This window comes from Streptomyces puniciscabiei (assembly GCF_006715785.1).
GTDB classification, from domain to species: domain Bacteria; phylum Actinomycetota; class Actinomycetes; order Streptomycetales; family Streptomycetaceae; genus Streptomyces; species Streptomyces puniciscabiei.
The window spans coordinates 5,869,393-5,890,888 of sequence record NZ_VFNX01000001.1 but is presented as its reverse complement, the minus strand read 5'-3'; the positions used below and the strand labels follow the sequence as shown (position 1 = coordinate 5,890,888).

Annotated in this window: 21 protein-coding genes; 9 read left to right on the top strand and 12 right to left on the bottom strand. The window is 71.9% G+C overall.

Going from position 1 to position 21,496, the window contains the following annotated elements; translation table 11 throughout:
• Positions 1 to 54: 54 nt before the first annotated feature.
• The gene (locus FB563_RS27290) at positions 55 to 1,245 is read right to left on the bottom strand and encodes a glycerophosphodiester phosphodiesterase (RefSeq protein ID WP_055706282.1); all 1,191 of its coding nucleotides are present in this window, start codon (positions 1,243 to 1,245) and stop codon (positions 55 to 57) included.
• 367 nt (positions 1,246 to 1,612) lie between these two features.
• Here FB563_RS27290 and FB563_RS27285 point away from each other — a divergent pair, with 367 nt between their 5' ends.
• Entirely contained in the window at positions 1,613 to 2,284 is a 672-nt protein-coding gene (locus FB563_RS27285; protein WP_055706281.1) for a lysophospholipid acyltransferase family protein, read from the top strand.
• Positions 2,285 to 2,394: 110 nt separating this feature from the next.
• On the opposite strand, the gene FB563_RS27280 is transcribed toward FB563_RS27285, so the two are convergent.
• From FB563_RS27280 to FB563_RS27255, 6 genes are all read right to left on the bottom strand, one after another.
• On the bottom strand, positions 2,395 to 3,918 hold the full coding sequence (locus FB563_RS27280) for an MFS transporter (RefSeq protein WP_055706280.1): 1,524 nt from the start codon (positions 3,916 to 3,918) through the stop codon (positions 2,395 to 2,397).
• Complete coding sequence (locus FB563_RS27275; RefSeq protein WP_055706279.1) at positions 3,915 to 4,466, bottom strand: TetR/AcrR family transcriptional regulator; 552 nt, start codon at positions 4,464 to 4,466, stop codon at positions 3,915 to 3,917. The genes FB563_RS27280 and FB563_RS27275 overlap by 4 nt, the downstream gene beginning before the upstream one ends.
• Before the next feature lie 101 nt (positions 4,467 to 4,567).
• Positions 4,568 to 5,539: an aldo/keto reductase gene (locus FB563_RS27270; protein ID WP_055706278.1), complete on the bottom strand. Its 972-nt coding sequence runs from the start codon at positions 5,537 to 5,539 to the stop codon at positions 4,568 to 4,570.
• A gap of 55 nt (positions 5,540 to 5,594) precedes the next feature.
• Complete coding sequence (locus FB563_RS27265; protein ID WP_055706277.1) at positions 5,595 to 6,422, bottom strand: alpha/beta fold hydrolase; 828 nt, start codon at positions 6,420 to 6,422, stop codon at positions 5,595 to 5,597.
• Positions 6,423 to 6,654: 232 nt separating this feature from the next.
• Positions 6,655 to 8,085, bottom strand: coding sequence for an argininosuccinate lyase (argH, locus tag FB563_RS27260; protein WP_055706276.1), 1,431 nt, complete (start codon positions 8,083 to 8,085; stop codon positions 6,655 to 6,657).
• A gap of 41 nt (positions 8,086 to 8,126) precedes the next feature.
• Positions 8,127 to 9,320 (bottom strand): argininosuccinate synthase, encoded by a 1,194-nt coding sequence (locus FB563_RS27255; RefSeq protein WP_055706275.1) that lies wholly within the window; start codon positions 9,318 to 9,320, stop codon positions 8,127 to 8,129.
• A 170-nt stretch (positions 9,321 to 9,490) separates the two neighbouring features.
• Between FB563_RS27255 and FB563_RS27250 the strand changes: the two genes are divergently transcribed.
• From FB563_RS27250 to FB563_RS27240, 3 genes are all read left to right on the top strand, one after another.
• Positions 9,491 to 10,375 carry a hypothetical protein gene (locus FB563_RS27250; protein WP_208766312.1) on the top strand — a complete coding sequence of 295 codons (885 nt, stop codon included), beginning with the start codon at positions 9,491 to 9,493 and terminating at the stop codon, positions 10,373 to 10,375.
• Between the two features lie 123 nt (positions 10,376 to 10,498).
• Positions 10,499 to 11,086: a pyridoxamine 5'-phosphate oxidase family protein gene (locus FB563_RS27245; RefSeq protein WP_055704030.1), complete on the top strand. Its 588-nt coding sequence runs from the start codon at positions 10,499 to 10,501 to the stop codon at positions 11,084 to 11,086.
• A gap of 3 nt (positions 11,087 to 11,089) precedes the next feature.
• Positions 11,090 to 11,794: a L,D-transpeptidase family protein gene (locus tag FB563_RS27240; protein WP_055704029.1), complete on the top strand. Its 705-nt coding sequence runs from the start codon at positions 11,090 to 11,092 to the stop codon at positions 11,792 to 11,794.
• A gap of 5 nt (positions 11,795 to 11,799) precedes the next feature.
• Here the strand turns inward: FB563_RS27240 and FB563_RS27235 are convergent, their stop codons facing one another.
• Both FB563_RS27235 and FB563_RS27230 read right to left on the bottom strand, forming a co-directional pair.
• Positions 11,800 to 13,290 (bottom strand): sensor histidine kinase, encoded by a 1,491-nt coding sequence (locus FB563_RS27235; protein WP_234357569.1) that lies wholly within the window; start codon positions 13,288 to 13,290, stop codon positions 11,800 to 11,802.
• Positions 13,287 to 14,027, bottom strand: coding sequence for a response regulator transcription factor (locus FB563_RS27230; RefSeq protein ID WP_055704039.1), 741 nt, complete (start codon positions 14,025 to 14,027; stop codon positions 13,287 to 13,289). The genes FB563_RS27235 and FB563_RS27230 overlap by 4 nt, the downstream gene beginning before the upstream one ends.
• Before the next feature lie 210 nt (positions 14,028 to 14,237).
• On the opposite strand from FB563_RS27230, the gene FB563_RS27225 reads away from it, so the two are divergent.
• The 5 genes from FB563_RS27225 (at position 14,238) to FB563_RS27205 (ending at position 19,151) form a co-directional block, all read left to right on the top strand.
• Entirely contained in the window at positions 14,238 to 15,584 is a 1,347-nt protein-coding gene (locus FB563_RS27225; protein ID WP_055704028.1) for a ferredoxin reductase family protein, read from the top strand.
• Positions 15,585 to 15,594: 10 nt separating this feature from the next.
• A complete protein-coding gene (locus tag FB563_RS27220; RefSeq protein ID WP_055704027.1) occupies positions 15,595 to 16,083 on the top strand; it encodes an FMN-binding protein in 489 nt (162 codons plus the stop codon).
• 73 nt (positions 16,084 to 16,156) lie between these two features.
• Positions 16,157 to 17,539: a ferredoxin reductase family protein gene (locus FB563_RS27215; protein WP_055704026.1), complete on the top strand. Its 1,383-nt coding sequence runs from the start codon at positions 16,157 to 16,159 to the stop codon at positions 17,537 to 17,539.
• Between the two features lie 18 nt (positions 17,540 to 17,557).
• Positions 17,558 to 18,355 carry an FMN-binding protein gene (locus FB563_RS27210; RefSeq protein ID WP_199832706.1) on the top strand — a complete coding sequence of 266 codons (798 nt, stop codon included), beginning with the start codon at positions 17,558 to 17,560 and terminating at the stop codon, positions 18,353 to 18,355.
• Positions 18,348 to 19,151 (top strand): FAD:protein FMN transferase, encoded by an 804-nt coding sequence (locus tag FB563_RS27205; RefSeq protein WP_411573164.1) that lies wholly within the window; start codon positions 18,348 to 18,350, stop codon positions 19,149 to 19,151. The genes FB563_RS27210 and FB563_RS27205 overlap by 8 nt, the downstream gene beginning before the upstream one ends.
• Before the next feature lie 354 nt (positions 19,152 to 19,505).
• Here FB563_RS27205 and FB563_RS27200 read toward each other — a convergent pair whose 3' ends face one another.
• The 3 genes from FB563_RS27200 to FB563_RS27190 form a co-directional block, all read right to left on the bottom strand.
• Complete coding sequence (locus FB563_RS27200) at positions 19,506 to 20,261, bottom strand: hypothetical protein (RefSeq protein ID WP_055704025.1); 756 nt, start codon at positions 20,259 to 20,261, stop codon at positions 19,506 to 19,508.
• Positions 20,251 to 20,781, bottom strand: a complete 531-nt coding sequence (locus tag FB563_RS27195; protein WP_199832707.1) for an RNA polymerase sigma factor — start codon at positions 20,779 to 20,781, stop codon at positions 20,251 to 20,253. The genes FB563_RS27200 and FB563_RS27195 overlap by 11 nt, the downstream gene beginning before the upstream one ends.
• Positions 20,782 to 20,948: 167 nt before the next feature.
• Positions 20,949 to 21,494: an arginine repressor gene (locus FB563_RS27190; protein WP_055704023.1), complete on the bottom strand. Its 546-nt coding sequence runs from the start codon at positions 21,492 to 21,494 to the stop codon at positions 20,949 to 20,951.
• Positions 21,495 to 21,496 lie beyond the last annotated feature (2 nt).

The window sequence follows — 21,496 nt, the reverse complement described above, 5'->3', positions numbered from 1 at the left end:
GGCGGCGCACAGTCACCCCGAACGGAGTGACAACAGGACTATCGGTTGACGTGCTCAGCCGGCCAGGAAGTCGGCGCGGGCGAGCAGGCCGGTGTCGGCGTTGTCGGTGAAGACACCGTCGATGCCGGTCGCGAAGTACGTCTTGAAGGCGCCGAAGGGGTCGCCGTAGCCGTCGGCCGCGCTGCCCTTGCGGTACTCGGCCGGGAGGAAGGGGTTCTCGTTGCGCATGGTGTAGGGGTGCAGGATCAGGCCCACCTTGTGCGCGTCGGAGACCAGGGGCGTCGGCCGGGTGAGGTTGCCGTTCGCGTCCTTCGGGATGATCAGGTCCAGGGTCGGGCCGATGCCCTGGGCGTAGCCGGCGATCTCCCTGAGGCCCTTGGGCGTGATCAGATCGGCGACCGTGCGCGGGTCGCCGGCCTCCACGAAGTCGTAGGGGCGGCTGTCCGCCGTGGAGAGCAGCACGACGAGCGGGTTGTCGACCAGCTGGTTCAGCTTCTGGATGCTGGTGGGCTCGAAGGACTGCAGGACGACGGGCGAGTTCCGGCCGTCCTTGCCGTACTTGCGCAGCAGCTTCGCCACCCGTTCCTCCAGGCCGAGGCCCAGCTTGCGGAAGTAGGTGGGGTGCTTGGTCTCGGGGTAGATCCAGACCTGCTTGCCCCGCTTGCGGGTCTGCTCGTCCTGCCACTTCAGGACCTCTTCGAAGGTGGGGATCTCCCAGCGCCCGTTGTAGAGGGTGTTGTGCGGCCGGTTGGCCGGTATCCGCTCGACCGCGCGCAGCGTCTTCAGCTCGGCGAGCGTGAAGTCCTCGGTGAACCAGCCGGTCGTCGCGACGCCGTCCAGCATCTTGGTGGTCCTGCGGTCGGCGAACTCCGGGTGCGAGGCGACGTCCGTGGTGCCGCCGATCTCCGGCTCGTGCCGGCAGACCAGATGGCCGTCCTTGGTGGGCACCAGGTCGCCGGCCTCGACGACGTCGGCGCCGAGGTCCAGGGCCAGGTTGTACGAGCCGAAGGTGTGCTCGGGGCGGTAGCCGCTGGCGCCCCGGTGGCCGATGACCGTCGGGACCGGCAGGCTCTTCAGACCCCGGCCGCCCGGTACGGCCGACCGGGTCCCGGCGGCCTCGGCCGCGCCGGGCAGCCCGAGCACCGCTCCGCCCGCGCCGAACACCGCAGCGCCGAGGAGCGCCCGCCGCCCGGTGCCCTGGGTCTTCTCGTTCGCCGTCTGCTCGTTCGCCTGGTCGCCGCCCATCAGCGCCCCTCCTGCCGTCCGCTCGTGCATGCGGGCCGATCGTAGGGGCGCGCACATGACCGAAGGGAGGACCCCGACGGAACACCCGGGTGACGCGGTATGTCCTGTGGGAGGCGGGTGGTGACGGCCCGTCGCCTCGGCGGCGGGGGCCCTGGCAGCCGAGTGGGTGAGGGCTTCGCGCGATCTGCGTCACACCGTCTCAGCGGTGTTACGGGGCGTCCCCGAGACGTCACCGCAGGTAAACCCCGGTCAACACTTCGTAAGACCTCGGTGAACCGGCCGTACCCGATGTGCGCCGCGCCCGGGGCCGCGAGTAATGTCCTCACCTGCACAGACTCATATCGACCCCTCGACATCGGAGGACCCGTTGTCCCGCTTCGCGCTCATCAAGGCAGTGCTCGGACCGATCATGCGCCTGATGTTCCGCCCACAGGTGGAGGGCGTGGAGCACATCCCGGGGGACGGCCCGGTGATCCTGGCCGGCAATCACCTCACCTTCATCGACTCGATGATCCTGCCGCTCGTGTGCGACCGGCAGGTCTTCTTCATCGGCAAGGACGAGTACGTCACCGGCAAGAGCCTCAAGGGGCGGCTGATGGCGTGGTTCTTCACGGGTGTCGGCATGATCCCGGTGGACCGCGACGGCGGGCGCGGTGGTGTGGCGGCGCTCATGACCGGGCGGCGCGTCCTCGAGGAGGGCAAGATCTTCGGCATCTACCCGGAGGGCACGCGTTCTCCCGACGGCCGCCTCTACCGGGGCCGTACCGGCATCGCCCGCCTCACGCTGATGACGGGCGCGCCTGTGGTCCCCTTCGCGATGATCGGCACGGACAAGCTGCAGCCGGGCGGGGCGGGGATGCCGCGGCCCGGCCGCGTGACCGTGCGGTTCGGTGAGGCGATGGAGTTCTCCCGGTACGAGGGGATGGACCGGGACCGGTATGTGCTGCGGGCGGTCACCGACTCCGTGATGGCCGAGGTCATGCGGTTGTCGGGGCAGGAGTACGTGGACATGTATGCGACCAAGGCGAAGGCCGCCTAGCGCCCTGGCAGTTCGGCCGGTTTTCGGGTGCGGCTGCGTGGGTGCTGGTCGCGCCCACGCCGCGGAGCCGCACATCGATACAGCCCCGCGCCCCTTTCGGAGCGCTTCACTCACCCGGCTCCTTCCAGCTTCTGCCCCTTCAGCAGGAACCACGCCGCAATCGCCGTTCCCAGCAGGACCGCCGCTCCCGCGCCCGAGGCCAGGTGCAGGCCGTGGACGAAGGACTCCCGGGACGCGGTCAGGAGTGCCTCCGCCGTGTGCGGGGGCATTTTTGTTGCCGCCTGCACTGCCGCGCCCAGTGATTCGTGTGCCTGGGCCGGGGTGCCGGCCGGGCCGGTGAAGTCGCGGTAGGTGCCCGTGACGATGGAGCCGAGCAGGGCGATGCCGAGGGCCGCGCCCAGTTCGTACGCCGTCTCGGAGACCGCCGAGGCGGCGCCTGCCTGTTCCTTGGGCACGCTGGAGAGGATCACGTCGGCGGTGACCGTGAAGGAGAGGCCGGCGCCGATGCCCACGACCAGGAGCGCGGCCCCGAGGACGGGGTAGCCGGTGGACCGGCCGACTGCGGTGAGCGCGGCCAGGGCCAGGCCGACCGCCGCGAGGCCGCCCGAGACCACCGCGCGGACCGAGAAGCGGCGAGCCGCGCGGCCCGCGATCAGACCGGCCGCCACCGCGCCGACCGCGGCGGGCAGTTCGGCCAGGCCCGCCTCGAACGGGCGCCTGCCCTGGACGAGTTGCAGATACTGGGAGAGGAAGAACACCAGGCCGGACATGCCGAGCACGGTGAGCAGGTCGGCGAGGACCGCCCCGCTGAAGCCGCGGCGCCCGAACAGCCGCATGTCCAGCAGCGGGGTCGGCATGGTGAGCTGACGGTGGACGAAGCCGTAGAGGGCCGTCGCGCCGAGCAGTGCCGTGGCGAGCACCGGCCGGGTGAACCCGTGCGTGGCGGCCTCCTTGACCGCGTACACGACGGCGATCATGCCGACCAGTGACAGGACGACGCTGCTCACGTCCCAGGGGCCCGGGTTCGGGTTGCGGGACTCGGGCAGGGTGCGGATGCCGACCAGGACCAGGACCGCCATCACCGGCAGGTTGATCAGGAAGACCGAACCCCACCAGAAGTGCTCGAGGAGGAAACCGCCGGTGATCGGGCCGACGGCCGTGCCGGCGGAGGCGGTCGCGCCCCAGATGCCGACGGCCAGGCTGCGCTCGCGCGGGTCGTGGAAGAGGTTGCGGATCAGGGCGAGGGTGGCGGGCATCAGGGTCGCGCCCGCGACGCCGAGCAGCGCCCGTGCCAGGATCATCAGTTCCGGTGTGGTGGCGTAGGCGTTGAGCACGGATATCGCGCCGAACGCCGTGGCGCCGCCGAGCAGGATCCGCTTGCGGCCGATGCGGTCGCCGAGGCTGCCCATGGAGACCAGCAGACCGGCGATGACGAAGGAGTAGACGTCGCCGATCCACAGGAGCTGGGTGCCGGAGGGGTTCAGGTCTTCGCTGATGTAGGGGGTCGCCAGGCCGAGGACGGTGGCGTCGACGGCCACCAGCAGCACGGCCAGGACGAGGACGGAGAGCGCGAGCCAGCGGCCCGGGCGCGTCACCGCCTCCGCCGTCGCGGCCGGCTGCAGGGTGCTGGTCATGATTCCTCTCTTCGTAGCGCGCCGCCGAGCAGCAGCTCGGCGACCATCGTCGGGAAGTCCCGGGCGGCTACGCGGCCGTCCAGGGTGGCCCAGGCGCACGAGGCGATCAGTCCGTACAGCGCCTCGGTGAGCCAGACCGGGGTGAGGTCGATGCGGAACTCGCCGGCCTGCTGTCCGCGCTGGAACACCGCTCCGATGCGGGTGTCCAGGCGGGGCCAGCCGTCGCTCAGCCGCTCGCCCTCCCACAGCTGGCTCTCGCCGTAGAGGAAGGCGAGCAGTCCGGCGGCGGGCTGGATCTCGCGCACCAGCCGCCGCACCGCCTCGCCCGCCGGCCCTTCGTCCAGCCGGGCCCGGTCCACCGCCGCCTCGCACTCCTCGATGCCGAGCGCCTCCAGCGCCCGTACGAGAGCGTCGCGCCCGGCGAAGTGACGGTGCAGCGTCGCCCGGCTGATCCCGGCGGCCTTGGCGACCTCGTCCATGGTCGCGGTGGATTTGCGGGTCAGCAGGGCGGCCGCGCTGCGCAGCACCTGGTCACGGTCGAGAGCCATGAGACAAGGGTAGCCCATGTGAGACATCTTTGTCTCACACTGGGCATGCATGGCTCATAGTGGCTGGTCGGGCCAGAGACGCCTGGTCGGACCAGGGACGCTCAGTGCCAGGGCAGCTGTCCGCGCCGCTCCCAGTAGGCGCGCGGGTCCTCGGCGAGCGCGGCGAGGCGGGTCAGCTGGTCCTCGTCCAGGTCGACCGCGGGAGCGTGGAGGTTGGAGACGAGCTGGGTGACCGTCGCGGCGCCGGAGAGCACGACGCCCGCCCAGGGCCGGCACAGGATCCAGGCGAGGGCCACCGCGTCGCAGCCGAGACCGGCCTCCTCGGCGACGGCCCTGAGCGCCTCCGGAGCCTGCGGCGCGGCCAGCCGCCCGTTGGCCATGCCCTCCTTGACGATCACGGTGAGCCCGGCGTCGTGCGCCTCGGCGAGCGCGGGGGCCGCCGAGGTCTCGAGCACGTTGTACGTCGACTGCACGGTACGGAAGAGGGGCTCGCCGTCGGTGGTCACCTGGAGGGCGGCGCGGATCACGTCCGCCTGGGCGGGGCCGCTGGTGGAGAAGCCGATGGTCAGGCCCTGGGCGGCGGCCTCGGCGAGCCGGGCGTGCAGATCCTTGTCGGTGTGGGCCGGGCTGTCCGGCGTCAGCGAGTGGATCTGGTAGAGGTCGAGCCGGTCGCCGAGCACGGCGTCGGTCTCGGCGCGCTGCCGCTCGTACGCGGCGAGGCTGTGGTCCTTGACCTCGTGCGTCTCGGCGTCCGCCGACCAGCCGGCGGTGTAGGTGTAGCCCCACTTGCTGCCGACGACCACGTCGTCGATGTCGGGGCGGGCGTTCAGCCAGTCGGCGAGGAACTCCTCCGAACGGCCGTAGGAGCGGGCCACGTCGAAGTAGCGCACGCCCTGGGCGTAGGCGGCGTCGAGGAGTTCGATGGTGCGGGTGCGCAGGGCGTCCACGGTGCGCTCGGCCGGGAGGTCGTCCTCCCGGCCGAGGTTGATGTAGCCCGGACGGCCGACGGCGGCGAGACCGAGGCCGAGGTGCGCGGTGGGCGTGGTCGCGGCGGCCAGGCGGCTGAACGGCATGGGGGCTCCCTGCACGATCGGCTGAGGGCCTCCAATGTACCCAGCCGCGGGCGGTTCAGCCCGTGCTGACGCAGCGTGGCACGAAGGCGGGGTCGGCCGGTCCCTTCCGCCCCAGGGCGTTGAGGACCCACTGCTCGACGAGCGGGGACTTGGGCGCCTGGTCGTGCTCGGTGGTGTCGAGCGGGCAGCGGTCCTGGAGCAGCACGTTGGTCACGTAGGAGGCGGGGCCGTCGAGGAAGGCACTGGTGTAAGGCAGCACGACCTCGTCGTTCTTGGTGGCGATCGCCGTGTAGTCCGGGCCGACCGGCGTCTCCGGGGCGGAGTTGAGCCTCTTCAGGAAGTCCGAGCCGGCGGTCTGGTCGACGCAGGAGGGGCAGACGGTGGCGCCGGCCGCGAGCGCGAGTGGGTTGGTGGTGCCGTGGTTGGAGGGGACGATGCCGACGAGGTCGTCCACCTTGGTCGCGCCGCCGAGGAACTTCACGTAGTACCGGGGCATCATGCCGCCCTGGCTGTGGCCGACGATGTCGGCCTTCCTGGCGCCGGTCGCACCGAGCACGGCGTTCACGAAGTCGCGCAGCTGGGCGGCCGAGTCCGGGATCGGGGCCGTCTCCAGGTCGCCGTAGTCGAAGGAGAAGACGCAGTATCCGGCGCCGACGAGGTCGGGCGAGAGGGTCAGCCAGTTCTCGTACGAGGTCTTGAAGGTGCCGTTGACCAGGACCACGGGCTGCGGATGGGCCGAGTCCGGCTTGCAGGACCAGTTGTTGGCGCCGGGTGGCGGGGTGTCTGCGGCGCTCGCGGAGGTCGTGAGGCCGAGGGCGCAGAGCGCGGCCGCCGCGGTGACGGCGAGGAGGCGGGCTGTCCGTCGTGTACGTCTGGCGCGCATGACGTCCCTTTCATGCTCGACGATGATCGACCGGCGTTCGGCAATGCCGACCGGTAGGCGGAATAGTTACCTCCGCGTATCCGGCCGTCAAGGTTTCGGCCAGTGGCCGAATCTCATCTGTTACCCGAGTCCGTGGCCCTGCCTGCTGCCCGAGTCCGTGGCCCGAGCGGCCCCGGGCAGCACGAAGGGCCCGGACGGGATGTCCGGGCCCTTCGTGTACTCGTACGGTCTCTCAGACGTGCTTGGCCGTCGCCCACGCGTGCTGGGCGGCCACGTCCGCCTTGACCTCCGTCAGCTGCACGGCGACCGCGCTCGGGGCCGTACCGCCCCGCCCGTTGCGGGAGGCGAGGGCGCCGGGGACGTTGAGGACCGTGCGGACCTCGGGGGTGAGGTGGGCGGAGATCTTCGCGAACTGCTCGTCCGTGAGGTCGTCCAGTTCCTTGCCCTCGGCCTCGGCGACCTTGACGCACTCCCCCGCGACCTCGTGCGCCACGCGGAACGGCACGCCCTGCCTGACCAGCCACTCGGCGATGTCGGTGGCGAGCGAGAAGCCGGCCGGGGCCAGCTCCTCCATGCGCTCGCGGTTGACCGTGAGGGTGGCGATCATGCCGGTGAAGGCGGGGAGCAGGACCTCCAGCTGGTCGCAGGAGTCGAAGACCGGCTCCTTGTCCTCCTGGAGGTCGCGGTTGTAGGCCAGCGGGAGGGCCTTGAGGGTCGCCATCAGGCCCGTCAGGTTGCCGATCAGGCGGCCGGACTTGCCGCGCGCCAGCTCGGCGATGTCCGGGTTCTTCTTCTGCGGCATGATCGACGAGCCCGTGGAGAACGCGTCGTGCAGGGTCACGAAGGAGAACTCCTTCGTGTTCCAGATGATGATCTCCTCCGCGATCCGGGAGAGGTTCACGCCGATCATCGCGGTGATGAAGGCGAACTCGGCGACGAAGTCACGGGAGGCCGTGCCGTCGATGGAGTTGCCGACGCTGCCGTGCTCGAAGCCGAGGTCCCGCGCGACCGCCTCCGGGTCCAGGCCGAGGGAGGAGCCGGCGAGGGCGCCGGATCCGTACGGGGACACGGCCGTGCGCTCGTCCCACTGGCGCAGGCGCTCGGCGTCCCGGGACAGCGACTGCACATGGGCGAGGACGTGGTGGGCGAAGAGCACCGGCTGGGCGTGCTGCAGGTGGGTGCGGCCCGGCATGGCGACGTCCGGGTGCGCCTCGGCCAGGCCGATCAGGGCGTCCTGGAGGTCGGCGATCAGGCCGCCGATGATCCGCGCGTGGTCGCGCAGGTACATCCGGAACAGGGTCGCCACCTGGTCGTTGCGCGAGCGGCCCGCGCGCAGCTTGCCGCCCAGGTCGGGGCCGAGGCGCTCCAGGAGACCGCGTTCCAGGGCGGTGTGCACGTCCTCGTCGGCGATGGTGCCGACGAACGCGCCGGACGCGACGTCGCCCTCCAGCTGGTCCAGCCCGGCGATCATGCGCTGCAGCTCGTCCTCGGTGAGGAGGCCGGCCTTGTGCAGCACGCGCGCGTGGGCACGCGAACCGGCGATGTCGTACGGCGCGAGCCGCCAGTCGAAGTGGACGGACGCGGACAGCTTCGCCAGGGCCTCGGCAGGACCGTCGGCGAAACGGCCGCCCCAGAGCCGTACGTCACCGCTGTTGCTGCTCACTTGCGCTGCTCCTAGAGAGAGGGTGGATGGACGAACCGTACTCAGGCCAGGTCACGCCGGGCCGCGATCTTCGACGACAGGCTGTAGATGTCGATGAAGCCCTTGGCCGCGGACTGGTCGAAGGTGTCGCCGGTGTCGTAGGTGGCGAGGTTGAAGTCGTAGAGCGACGACTCGGAGCGACGGCCGGTGACGACCGCGCGGCCGCCGTGCAGGGTCATCCGGATGTCGCCGGTCACGTGCTCGTTGGCCTCGTTGATGAAGCCGTCCAGGGCGCGCTTGAGCGGGGAGAACCACTGGCCGTCGTAGACGAGTTCGCCCCAGCGCTGCTCCACCTGCCGCTTGTAGCGGGCCAGTTCGCGCTCGACGGTGACGTTCTCCAGCTCCTGGTGGGCGGTGATCAGGGCGATCGCGCCGGGAGCCTCGTAGACCTCGCGGGACTTGATGCCGACGAGACGGTCCTCGACCATGTCGATCCGGCCGATGCCCTGGGCGCCGGCGCGCTCGTTGAGCTGCTGGATCGCCTGCAGGACGGTGACCGGCTTCCCGTCGACGGCGACCGGGACGCCCTCCTTGAAGGTGATGATCACCTCGTCGGGCTCGCGGGGCTGCGCCGGGTTGGCGGTGTACTCGTAGATGTCCTCGACCGGGGCGTTCCAGATGTCCTCCAGGAAGCCCGTCTCGACGGCGCGTCCGAAGACGTTCTGGTCGATGGAGTACGGGGACTTCTTGGTGGTGGCGATCGGGAGCTGCTTGGCCTCGCAGAAGGAGATCGCCTTGTCCCGGGTCATGGCGTAGTCGCGGACCGGGGCGATGCACTTCAGGTCGGGGGCGAGGGCGACGATGCCGGCCTCGAAGCGCACCTGGTCGTTGCCCTTGCCGGTGCAGCCGTGGGCGACGGTCGTGGCGCCGTGCTTCTGGGCGGCGGCGACCAGGTGCTTGACGATCGCCGGCCGGGAGAGGGCCGAGACCAGCGGGTAGCGGTCCATGTAGAGGGCGTTGGCCTTGATCGCGGGGAGGCAGTACTCCTCGGCGAACTCGTCCTTGGCGTCGGCCACTTCGGCCTCGACGGCGCCGCAGGCGAGGGCGCGCTTGCGGATGACGTCCAGGTCCTCGCCGCCCTGGCCGACGTCCACCGCGACGGCGATGACCTCGGCGCCCGTCTCCTCGGCGATCCAGCCGATGGCGACGGAGGTGTCCAGGCCGCCCGAATAGGCGAGTACGACGCGCTCGGTCACGGGTTTCTCCTCACACTGCACCTGCTGTCATGCATGAGTATGCAGAGCTCTGCATGATTCGTCAATCGCGAGGGTCTTTGAACGCGGGAAACCGCTTTCCCGTACTGCTCGGTGAACGCAGGCGCCGCGTTGGTAACCCACGACACTTCCCGACCGAGTGAGGCATCCGTATGTCCAGGGCTCTTCCGAAGTACAACAAGCGTCGCGTGGCGGTCATCGGCGGGGCCGCGGCCGTGGCGCTGTCCGGCGCGGTGATCGCGGGCTCCGCCCTCGCCGGAACACCTGCCAAGAGCGGCGGCGCGGCGCAGGCACGCACGCTGGCGAGCCCCGGCACGATCACCTGCCCGGACGTCGCCGCCGAGCTCCCGGCCGTCCCCGCCTCCGCCAAGGCCGAGGTCGACCGCAACCTCACCCTCCTGCAGACCCAGATCCAGGAAGCCAACAAGCGTTTGCAAACCACCGTCGGCCAAGGCGGACCCAACTTCGTCAACAACGCCATCCTCGGCCCCCTCAAGGACAAGCGGACCTCCACCATCGACCGCATCGCCATCGCCATCGGCCGCACCACCACCAGGCCCACCGGACTGGACTCCCTGGCCGCCTGCACGCTGAACGCGAGCGGCACGGGCGCGGCGGGCGGGACCGGCACGGCGGGCGGCGCCGGCGCGGCGGGCGGCGGGGCCGGCGCGGCGGGCACGGGCGCGAGCCCGCAGTCGGGCGCCGGAGCGAGCACGACGGCCGGAGGCGCCTCCGGAGCCGGAGTCGGCACGATCACCTGCCCGGACGTCGCCGCCGAGCTCCCGGCCGTCCCCGCCTCCGCCAAGGCCGAGGTCGACCGCAACCTCACCCTCCTGCAGACCCAGATCCAGGAAGCCAACAAGCGTTTGCAAACCACCGTCGGCCAAGGCGGACCCAACTTCGTCAACAACGCCATCCTCGGCCCCCTCAAGGACAAGCGGACCTCCACCATCGACCGCATCGCCATCGCCATCGGCCGCACCACCACCAGGCCCACCGGACTGGACTCCCTGGCCGCCTGCACCCTCACGAAGTGAGGTAGCAGGCAGCCCAGGCCGCCCCGGCCGGCGCCGGCCGGGGCGGCCCCGGTGGGTCCGAGTGGCGGACTCCTCCGTGAATTCCTTAGACAGCCGAAGGAGTTGCGCCGATACTCGTCAGACATGGGAAAGACCTATGAGCGCATCGACGGCAGGCTCCGGACGTTCATCGAGGAGCAGCCCCTCTTCTTCACCGCGACCGCCCCGCTGTCCGGCGACGGCACGGTCAACCTCTCCCCCAAGGGCCTCAAGGGCTCCTTCGCCGTGCTCGACGAACTGACCGTGGCGTACCTGGACTTCGCCGGGTCCAACGCCGAGACCATCGCGCACCTCAGGGAGAACGGCCGGATCACCCTGATGTGGTGCGCCTTCCAGGGCCCGCCGAACATCGTGCGCGTGCACGGCCGGGGCGAGCCCGTCTTCCGGGACGACCCGCGGTTCGAGGAGCTCCTCACCCACTTCCCCGGCATCGACCCGAGCCTGCACGGGCTGCGCGCGATCATCGTCGTCCACGCGGAACTGCTCCGGGACACCTGCGGGTACGCCGTCCCCTACATGGCGTACGAGAGCGACCGCGACCTGCACGAGAGGCGTTTCGCGCGGGAGGACGACGTCACGCTGAACGCGTACTTCGAGAAGAAGGAGCATGTCGCGACGAGCCTGGACGGACTACCCGGGCTGCCGTTGCCGCTGCCGCCGTCTACCGTCTGAGCCATGCGCCCCGGTGTCGTGCTCGCCCTCGTGTCCGCCTCCTCGCTCGGGCTGCTCGGTGTCGCACCGGGTCCCGGGCCCGTGCCGCTGCCCGCGCAGATGGCGGACACCGGCGGAGGCGGCCAGCTGATCATCGCTCAGGCACCGGCTACCGGCTCGACATCGGGGACGGTCACCTGGTGGGACCTGAAGGACGGGCAGTGGGTGCAGGCCGGTTCGGCACCGGCCCGCTTCGGAGCGAACGGGCTGGTGGAGGGGGCCGCGCGGCAGCAGGGCACGAACACGACACCGACCGGCTTGTACGGCCTTCCCTTCGGGTTCGGGATCAAGGCGGCACCGAGCGGGACGCGCGTCGAGTACCGGGCGGTGAAGGAGAGTTCCTGGTGGTGCCAGGACAACGACGCGGCGGCGTACAACCGTTGGGTGGATCCGCTGCCCGCCGACTGCCGCGCCTCCGAGTCCGAGCACCTCATCTCATACTCGACTCAGTACGCGTACGGCCTCGTCATCGGGTTCAACTACGACCAGCCCGTACGGGGGCGAGGGGCCGGGATCTTCCTCCACGTGAACGGGCAGGCGGCGACGGCCGGGTGTGTGTCGGTGCCGGAGGACGCGATGCAGCGGATCCTGCAGTGGGCGGAACCGGGGCAGAAGCCGCACATGGCCATCGGGACGGTGGACGGGCCCACTGCCGTCACCCGGTACTGAAGGGCTCAGCTCGCCGGAAGCCGCACCGTGAACGTGGTGGATCCCGGTCTGCTCTCCAGCCCCACCGTCCCCCCGTGCGCCTCTGCCACCGCCGCCACGATCGACAGGCCGAGGCCCGTGCCGGAGCCGGAGGTGCCGGTGGGGCGGCGGTGTTCGGCCCGGGTGAAGCGTTCGAAGACGCCGGGCTGGACGTCCTCGGGAACGCCGGGTCCGTCGTCGTGGACGGACAGGACGGCCGCGTCGGTGCCGGTCTCGAGCGTCACGGTCACCTTGGTGCCAACGGGTGTGTGCACACGAGCGTTGGCCAACAGGTTGGCCAACACCTGTTGGAGGCGGTGGGCGTCGCCCGGGACCGTCACCGGGTCCTCGGGCAGGTCCAGGGTCCAGCGGTGGTCCGGGCCGGTGGCGCGGGCGTCGGTGACCGCGTCCAGGACCAGGTGGGTCAGGTCGACGGGCCGGCGTTCCAGGGGGCGGCCCGCGTCGAGGCGGGCGAGCAGCAGGAGGTCGTCGACCATCTCCCCCATGCGGGCGGACTCGGCCGTGATGCGCTGCAGGGCGCGGGTGACCTCCGGCGGTACCGGGCCGGGGTGCAGCAGGGCCAGCTCGGCATGGCCGCGGATCGAGGCGACCGGGGTGCGCAGCTCGTGGCTGGCGTCGGCGGCGAAGCGGCGCAGCCGCTCCTCGCTGGCGTGCCGTTTGGTCAGGGCGTCCTCGACGTGCCGGAGCATGCGGTTGAACGCCGCCGCCACCTGGCCGACCTCGCTGCGCGGGTCGAGGTCCGGGGTGCGCGGCGGCAGCGCCACCTCACCGCTGGCCAGGGGCAGCTCGCTGACCCGGGTAGCGGTCGCGGCGACCCGGCTCAGCGGGCGCAGCGACCAGCGGACCCACAGCGCCCCGGCCACCCCGGCGACGGTCAGGGCCAGGCCGAGGACGACCACGGCGACCAGTTCGAGGCGGGTAACCGCGGCCCGTACCGGCTCCGTCGGCAGGCCCGTCACCAGGACGTCGCCATCCTTGCCCCGCCACGCCATCAGCCGGTAGCCGTGCAGGTGCGACAGGCACACGGTGTGGCCCCGGCCGTCCACCGGAAGCCTGGCCAGGGCCGCGCGGTCCGCGGCGGTCAGGGTGATCCGAGGGTCCTGCCGGTCGCCGGCGGGCACCACGGCCGCGTTGGTGACCCGGCCGTCCAGCAGACGGGCACCGAACGTCTCGGCGGCCTGGCGGCGGGTGTCGCCGTGCTCGTCGCCGTCCTGGTCCGAGGGCTTCGCGGGCTGGTAGGTGCCGTGCTCCAGGCTCTGCGGGAAGGCCGGTCCGGCCTGCAGGATCTGCTGGTCGAGCCGGCGGGTGAGAAAGCCGTTCAGCTCGACGACGGCGGCCGCGCCGACCGCGGCGCAGCTGATCGCGAGCAGCACCACCAGGCCGGCGGTGAGCCGGGCGCGCAGGGTGCGGGGGCGGGGCAGCCGGGACAGACGGTCACGCAGGTGCAGGCGGCTCACTTGGCCACCGGTTTCAGGACGTAGCCCGCGCCGCGCACGGTGTGGATCATGGGCTCGCGGCCCGCGTCGACCTTCTTGCGCAGGTAGGAGATGTACAGCTCGACCACATGGGCCCGGCCGCCGAAGTCGTAGGACCAGACCCGGTCGAGGATCTGCGCCTTGCTGAGCACGCGCCGCGGGTTGCGCATGAGGAAGCGGAGGAGCTCGAACTCGGTGGGCGAGAGTTCGATCAGTTCGCCGGCCCGGCTGACCTCGCGGGCTTCCTCGTCCATCACCAGGTCACCGACGACCAGCCGGGGCCCCTCCTCCTGCTGCCGGGCCATGCCCGCGCGGCGCAGCAGGCCGCGCAGCCGGGCCACGACCTCCTCCAGGCTGAAGGGCTTGGTGACGTAGTCGTCACCGCCCGCCGTGATGCCCGCGATCCGGTCCTCGACCGCGTCCCGGGCGGTGAGGAAGAGCACACAGACGTCGGGCTTCACCTCGTGCAGCCGGCGCAGCACGGTGAAGCCGTCGGTGTCCGGGAGCATCACGTCCAGGACGACGGCGTCGGGCAGCAGCTCGCGCGCGGTGGTGAGGGCGGAGGCGCCGTCCCCGGCGGCGCGCACCTCCCAGCCCTCGTAGCGCAGGGCGCCGGTGAGGACCTCCGCGAGGTCGGGGTCGTCGTCGACGACGAGGACGCGCACGCGGGTGCCGTCGGGTCGGGTGAGGGCCGGGCGGCCGGAACGGGTGGTGTTCATCGCGCCTTCCAGCATCACCCCTGAAGAGGGGTGCGAGGGACCGCCTCCCCTCTGAGTTTTCTCTGAGTGCCCTCACCGTGCCGCTGAGCACAGGATGAGAACCCGCTCTCAGTCCGCTCTGAAAGGGCCTGGTCAGGGCCTTTCTCAGAGGTCGCTCAGAGCTTTCCGCCGCACAGTGGCCCGGTACGACGGACGAAGGGACGGCGACTGATGACCACCGTGGATGTGCGGCGGGCGGCCCCGCCCGTGACCGCGCGGCGCTCCCCCGCGGGGCCCGTGCTGGCCGCGCTGTGTGCCGGGGCGGCGGCCGTGGTCGCGCTCTGGTGGGCGGACACCGGATCCGTGGTCGGTACGGCCGGCTGGCTGACCGGCGCCGGGCGGATCGCCGGGCTGCTGTGCGGGTACGCCTGCGCGGTGCTGGTCGGCCTGATGGCGCGGGTGCCGCTGCTGGAGCGGCGGATCGGCTCGGACCGGGTGGCCCGCTGGCACGCGATGGCCGGCCGGTACACGGTCTGCCTGCTCGTAGCGCACATCGTGCTGATCCTCACCGGGTACGCCGCCCAGGACCGGGCCTCGCTCTGGCACGAGGCGGTGACCGTCGTCCTGGACTATCCGGACATGCTGAAGGCCACCACCGGCACGGTGATCCTCTTCGCGGTCGGCATCACCTCGGCCCGGGCCGTGCGCCGCCGCACGAGCCACGAGTTCTGGTACTACGTCCACCTGCTGACGTACGCGGCCGTCTTCCTGGCCTTCTTCCACCAGCTGACGCTGGGGAACGAGTTCAACGGCAAGCCGGTCGCCACCGCCGTCTGGTACGCGCTCTACCTGGGCGTCGCTGCCCTGGTGCTGTGGTTCCGCGTGCTCGCCCCGGTCCGCCTCAACCGGCGCCACCAGCTGCGTGTGGACTCGGTGCACAGGGAGGCACCGGGTGTGTACTCGGTCGTCGTACGCGGGCGGCACCTGGACGAGCTGGGGGCGCGGGCGGGGCAGTTCTTCCGCTGGCGGTTCCTCGGCGAGGGCCTGCGCTGGACCTCGACGCCGTACTCCCTGTCGGCGCCGCCGCGCCCGGATCTGATGCGCATCACGGTCAAGGCGCTGGGCGACCACAGCGCGGCCGTCGCCCTGCTGCGGCCCGGCACCCGGGTGTGGGCGGAGGGCCCGTACGGCTCGCTGACCGCCGACCGGGCCACCAGCCACCACTCCCTGCTGATCGCGGCCGGCGTCGGCATCACCCCGCTGCGCGCGCTGTTCGAGACGCTGCCCGGCGAGGTCACTCTGCTGTACCGGGCGCGCCGTACCGAGGACCTGGCGCTCGGCGCGGAGCTGGAGGCGATCGCCCGCTGGCGCGGCGCACAGGTGCTGTACGCGCTCAACGGCCCTGAGGGCGAGCACCCGGCCATCACGGCGGAGTCGCTGCGCGCCACCTTCCCGGGCCTCGCGGGCCACGACGTCTACATATGCGGGCCGCACGGCTTCGCGCAGGACGTGTACGAGGCACTGCGGGCGGCCGGGGTCCCGGACCGCCGTATCCACCACGAGTCGTTCGAGCTGTGAGGTTGTCGACGTGCACGCGTTGAAGAAGAGCCGTCCCCTGCGCCGCATCGTGCTGGCGAGCGCCGCGACCGTCTCCGGGATGGTGCTGCTGCTCTCGCTGAAGCCGCACACGAGCCCCGTGCTGGCCACGGCCGACACCAAGTCGCCCTCCGTGTCGAGCAGTTCGGCCCCGTCGAGCGGCTCGGGCTCGTCGAGCGGCTCCTCCTCCAGTACGAAGACCGGCTCCAGGACCGCCACCGGCGACACCGTGCAGACCCGCTGGGGCCCGGTCCAGGTGCGGGTGACGATCGTGAGCGGCAGGCTCACGGACGTGACGGCGGTGCAGTACCCGTCGGACAACCCGCGCGACCAGGAGATCAACAGCTACGCGCTGCCCCAGCTGCGGCGCGAGGCACTGGCGGCGCAGAGCGCGGACATCGACATGGTGTCGGGCGCCACGTACACCAGCACCGGATACAAGCAGTCACTACAGTCCGCGCTGGATTCCGCTGGACTGTGAGGCCGGCCCGCTGAACGCTCGGCGCACGCGGCGCGTATCTGTGGGCCAAGGGTCAAGTCCCCACGGAGGAACCGTGTCCACCACGCTCGCAGGCGGACGTGCCGCCCGCCGACAGACGATGCGCCGCATCCGCCCGCGCCGCAGCCCGGCCGTACCGCTGCTGCTCGCCGTCTGGGCGGGCGCGGCGGCCGTGCTGTGGCTCTGGTGGCACAACACGCCGTCCATCGCCGACAACAACGGCAGAATCCTCAACGCGGGCCGGATCACCGGCCTGTTGGCCGGCTATCTGATGGCGCTGGTCGTGCTGCAGATGGCCCGCGTCCCGGCGCTGGAGCGGCGGGTCGGCTCGGACCGGGTGGCGCGCTGGCACGCGATGAGCGGCCGGTACACGCTCTGCCTGATCCTGGCGCACGTGTTCCTCACCATGTGGGGGTACGCGCTGCAGGCGGGCAAGTCCCTCGGCGACATCGTGCAGCAGACCATCGACTCCATCAACCAGCTGCCCGACATGGGCAAGGCGGCCATCGGCGCCGGCCTGTTCGTGCTGATCGGGCTGACGTCGATCGGCGTGGTCCGCCGCCGGATGCCGTACGACACCTGGTACCACGTGCACCTGATGACGTACGCGGCCGTGTTCCTGACGTTCTGGCACCAGATCACCACCGGCAACGATTTCGCGGTCGAGCCCATGGCGAAGACCTTCTGGTACGGCCTGTACGGCACGGTCACCGCCCTGCTGATCTGGTACCGGATCCTCACCCCGATCCGGCTGAACCTCCGGCACCGGATGCGGGTCGAGGCGGTCATCGAGGAGACGCCGGGCATCGTGTCCGTGCTGATCGGCGGGCGGAAGCTGCACCGGATGGGCGCGGAGGCGGGCCAGTTCTTCCGCTGGCGGTTCCTCGCGCCGGGCATGCGCTTCAGCTCGCACCCGTACTCGCTGTCGGCGGCGCCCCGCCCGGACATGCTGCGGATCACGGTGAAGGCGATCGGCGACCACAGCGAGCGGCTGCGCGAGCTGACGCCCGGTACCCGGGTGTGGGCCGAGGGCCCGTACGGCGCGCTCACCGCGCAGCGCCGCAGCCGGGGCAAGGTGCTCCTGGTCGCGGGCGGGGTCGGCATCACGCCGATGCGGGCGCTGTTCGAGACGCTGCCCGGCGCGGCCGGGGACATCACCCTGCTGTACCGGGCCAACAGCACCCAGGACCTGGCGCTGTGGGACGAGCTGGCGAAGATCGCCGATGAGCGGGGCGCCCGGCTGATGTACGCGGTGAACAGCCCGGACGGGGAGCGGCCGGACATCTCCGCGGAGAACCTGGAGCGGAAGATCCCGGACATCGACCGCCACGATGTCTTCATGTGCGGCCCGCCCGGGTTCGCGCAGTCGGTGTACGAGGCACTGCGCGGCGCGGGAGTCCCCGCCGGCCGCATCCATCACGAGTCGTTCGAGATGTGAGCGGGAGCTACCAAAGCGATGAGGAAGAGCCACCCCATTCGGCGGGTCGTGCTGGCCACCGCCGCGACCGTGTCCGGTGTCGTGTTGCTGCTGGCGCTGAAGCCGGCGTCCGATCCGGCCGCGGCGTCGGCGGCGGGCGCGGCCCCGCAGCAGCCGGTCGCGGGGCAGCAGTCCCCGCAGGGCGGTCAGCAGGGCGGCGCCCAGGCCTCCACGGGCTCCGGCACGGTGACCGGTGACGCGACGCAGACCCAGTACGGGACGGTGCAGGTACGGCTGACCGTGGCGGGGGGCAAGATCACCAAGGCGGAGGCCGTCCAGGCGCCCAAGGGCGGACTGAGCGACCAGAAGACCGCGATGGCCGTCCCCAGGCTCAACCAGGAGGCCGTGGCGGCGCAGAGCGCGCAGATCGACGCGGTGTCCGGGGCGACGTACACGAGCAACGGCTACAAGAAGTCGCTGCAGTCGGCGCTGGACAGGATGAAGACGTCGGCCGGGTCCTCGACGGGAGCCTCGGCCGGGTCCGCTTCGTCCGGCACGGCGCAGGCCCGCACCGTCACCGGGAAGGTCGCGCAGACGCAGTACGGCCCGGTCCAGGTGCGGATCACCGTCAGCGCCGGCAAGATCACCAAGGCGGAGGCCGTCCAGGCGCCCAAGGGCGGGCTCAGCGACCAGAAGACGGCGATGGCCGTCCCCAGGCTCAACCAGGAGGCCGTCACGGCCGGCAACGCGCACATCGACGCCGTCTCCGGCGCCACCTACACCAGCACCGGCTACCAGCAGTCGCTCCAGTCGGCGCTGGACCAGGCCGGTGGCTGACACGGTGGCCGAGCCGGCCGAGGCTCCCGCCGCGGTGCGTCATGCGGAGGAGGTCATGGGGACCGTCTTCTCCTTCGACGTCCGCGGCGGGGAACCAGCCGCGGTGCGCGAGACGCTGGCCGAGGCCGTCGCCGGACTGCACCGCGCGGACGCTGTGTTCAGCACCTACCGCGAGGACAGCGAGGTGTCCCGGCTGGCCCGGGGCGAGCTGACCGTGGCGGGGTGCCCGCCGGAGGTGGCCGAGGTGCTGGACCTCGCGGCCGAGGCGGAACGGGTGAGCGAGGGCTGGTTCAGCACCCGATACCGGGGCTCGCTCGATCCCACCGGCATCGTCAAGGGCTGGGCCGCCGAGCGGGCGGCGCGCCTGCTGGCGCAGGTGGCCGGGGTGCGCGGGGTGAGCGTCAACGGCGGCGGGGACGTCCAGCTCCTGGGCACGCCGGAGCCGCAGCGGCCGTGGCGGGTGGGGGTGGCCGATCCGCTCCGGCCCGGCGGTCTCGCGGCGGTGATCTCCTCGGCGGGCGTGGCCGAGCTGTCCGTGGCGACCTCGGGCACGGCCGAGCGCGGCGCGCACATCGTGGATCCGCGCACGGGCAGGTCGGCGGTGACGGACCTGGTGTCGGTCACGGTGGTGGGGCCACGGCTGACCTGGGCCGACTGCTGGGCCACGGCGGCGTTCGCGATGGGCTCGCGGGCGGGGCTGGCCTGGCTGGAGTCCCTGCCGGACGTGGAGGGGCTGCTGATCACCGCGGGCGACGAGGTGCGGTGCACCGGGGGGCTGGCGGCGCGGCTGGGCTGACGCCCGGCTTCCTGCGGAGTGTCCTCCGGGAAATCGTCCAGAACGCCGTCCGGCTCCGGTCCTGGGACAGCGGATCATGGGTCCGCCGCGCCGGCTCCCGGCCGGGCGGACGACCGTGGTCATCTCCCACGACCTGCTGTCCGTCCGTCACGTTCACCGCCGCGGCCGACGGGTGGGGCCTCGGCGTCACCGTGTACGAGGTCGCGTGCGGTGACGTCCTCTTCGACGTCTGCTGCGGGGAGACGTGGACGAATCCCGACGGCGGCGGCGCAGACGCGGACGCCTGGTGTCCGCAGTTCGAGGAGGCGGCCCCGCCGATCGCGTCCGCAGGCGGCTCGCCGCCGGGCCCCTCGGCTACGCCGGCTGCACGACGTGCCCCGTCTCCAGGTGCGCCGTGGCCAGAACCGTACCGCCGGGTGTCGTCAGCCGGGCGCCGGAGATGGTCGACAGATCGCCGGGCGCGGCCACGCCCCACTCGCCGTGTCCGGCGGTCAGGGGGAAGTCGCCGACCCGGACGGTGGTGCCGTCGGTGTGCTCCAGGAGACAGGTGACCTTGCCGGTGTAGGAGCCGCGCGGGCCGGCGGAGTCGACGGACACGAAGACCCAGCCGGGGACCGCGGGGTGGACGTAGACCTCGCCGACCTTGCCGCCGGTCGTGGCCGAGGTCATGTCGCCGACCAGCATGGGCTCGGACTCGGTGGCGGGCGCGGTCGAGGCCACGACCTCCTCGACGGCGGTGCCGACCGCCCAGCCGGCGAACCCGACGGCGACGGTGAGCGCGGTGGCGACGGCCGCGAGCCGGAGCCGGGCGCGCCGGGCCCGCCCGCGCAGCTTCCTTGACGCCCGGCCGGCCGCGGGCGTCTCGGCCGCCGGAGCCTGCTCGGCCAGCCTGCGCGCCGCCCGGGTCTCGAACCCGGCCGGCGGTTCGCTGTCCGGCAGCAGACCGATCAGCCGGTCGCCGACCAGGGTGAGCTGGCGTACGTACTCCCGGCACTCCGCGCACCGGTCCAGATGGGCGACCGCCTCGGCGCGCTCCCGACCGGGCAGCACGCCCAGCGCCAGCTCGGGGCCGATCTCCCGGAGCTTGTCGCAGTACGCGTCACTGGACATGGTCGCCTCGCTTCAAAGGCGCGAGAGAGGTGCGCAGCTTCGCCATGGCGGCCCTGATCCGGGTCTTGGCGGTGCCCAGCGGGATGCGCTCGGTGTCGGCGATCTGCTGGGCCGTCATGCCGTAGATGCCGGCCATCACCAGGGCCCTGGCCTGTTCCCGGGGCAGCCGCGCCACGGCGGCCCGCAGCTGGGAGGAGGCCTCGTCGGCCAGCGCCCACCGCTCGGGGGTCTCGGTGACGACGCCGATGACCGCGTCCAGGTCCTCGGGTGCCATCGGCTCGGTCCGCCGGGCCCGGAGGGCGTCGACAGCGAGGTTGTGGGCGATGGTCGTCAGCCAGGTGGCGACCGAACCGCGGCGCGAGTCGTAGATCTGGGCGTGCCGCCACGCGCGCTCGAACGTCGACTGAGCGACGTCCTCGGCGAGTTGCTCGTCCCCGGTGACGGCCATCGCGACCCCGAAGACCCGGTGCTGGAACCTGCGTACGAAGATCACGGCAAGTTGCGGATCGCCGGTGGCCATCCCGGCCAGCAGGGCTTCGTCCGGGAGGCGGCCCACGGGGAACCGGAAACCCGACACACCCTCGTATACGGCCGACGGCCGCCACGGGATTGCCCGCCCACCTGCCCGCCCGCCGCGGAGGATCACACTGTCATTCTCCGCCGCCCGGCGGGGCGCCGCATGCGGGCTCAGTGCCCGTTCTGCGCCAGTCGCAGCAGGTGGTCCGCCAGGGCCTGGCCGCCGCTCGGGTCCCGGCTGATCAGCAGCAGCGTGTCGTCGCCGGCGATCGTGCCGAGGATGTCGTGCAGTTCCGCCTGGTCGATGGCCGAGGCGAGGAACTGGGCGGCCCCTGGCGGGGTGCGCAGGACGACCAGGTTGGCGGAGGCCTCCGCGGAGATCAGCAGCTCCTGGGAGAGCCGCCGCATGCGCTCCTCCTTGGCCGACTCGCCGAGCGGTGCGCGCGGGGTACGGAAACCGCCCTCGCTCGGCACCGCGTAGATCAGCTCGCCGTCGGTGTTGCGGATCTTCACCGCGTTCAGCTCGTCGAGGTCCCGGGAGAGCGTCGCCTGGGTGACGCTCAGCCCGTCGTCGGCGAGCAGCTTGGCCAGCTGGCTCTGCGACCGCACCGGCTGCCGGTTGAGGATGTCCACGATCCGGCGGTGCCGCGCGGTACGCGTCTGCGGCACGGCCGGTCCGGCACCCGCCGCCTGCTCGTGGTCCTGCGCCTGGCTCATCG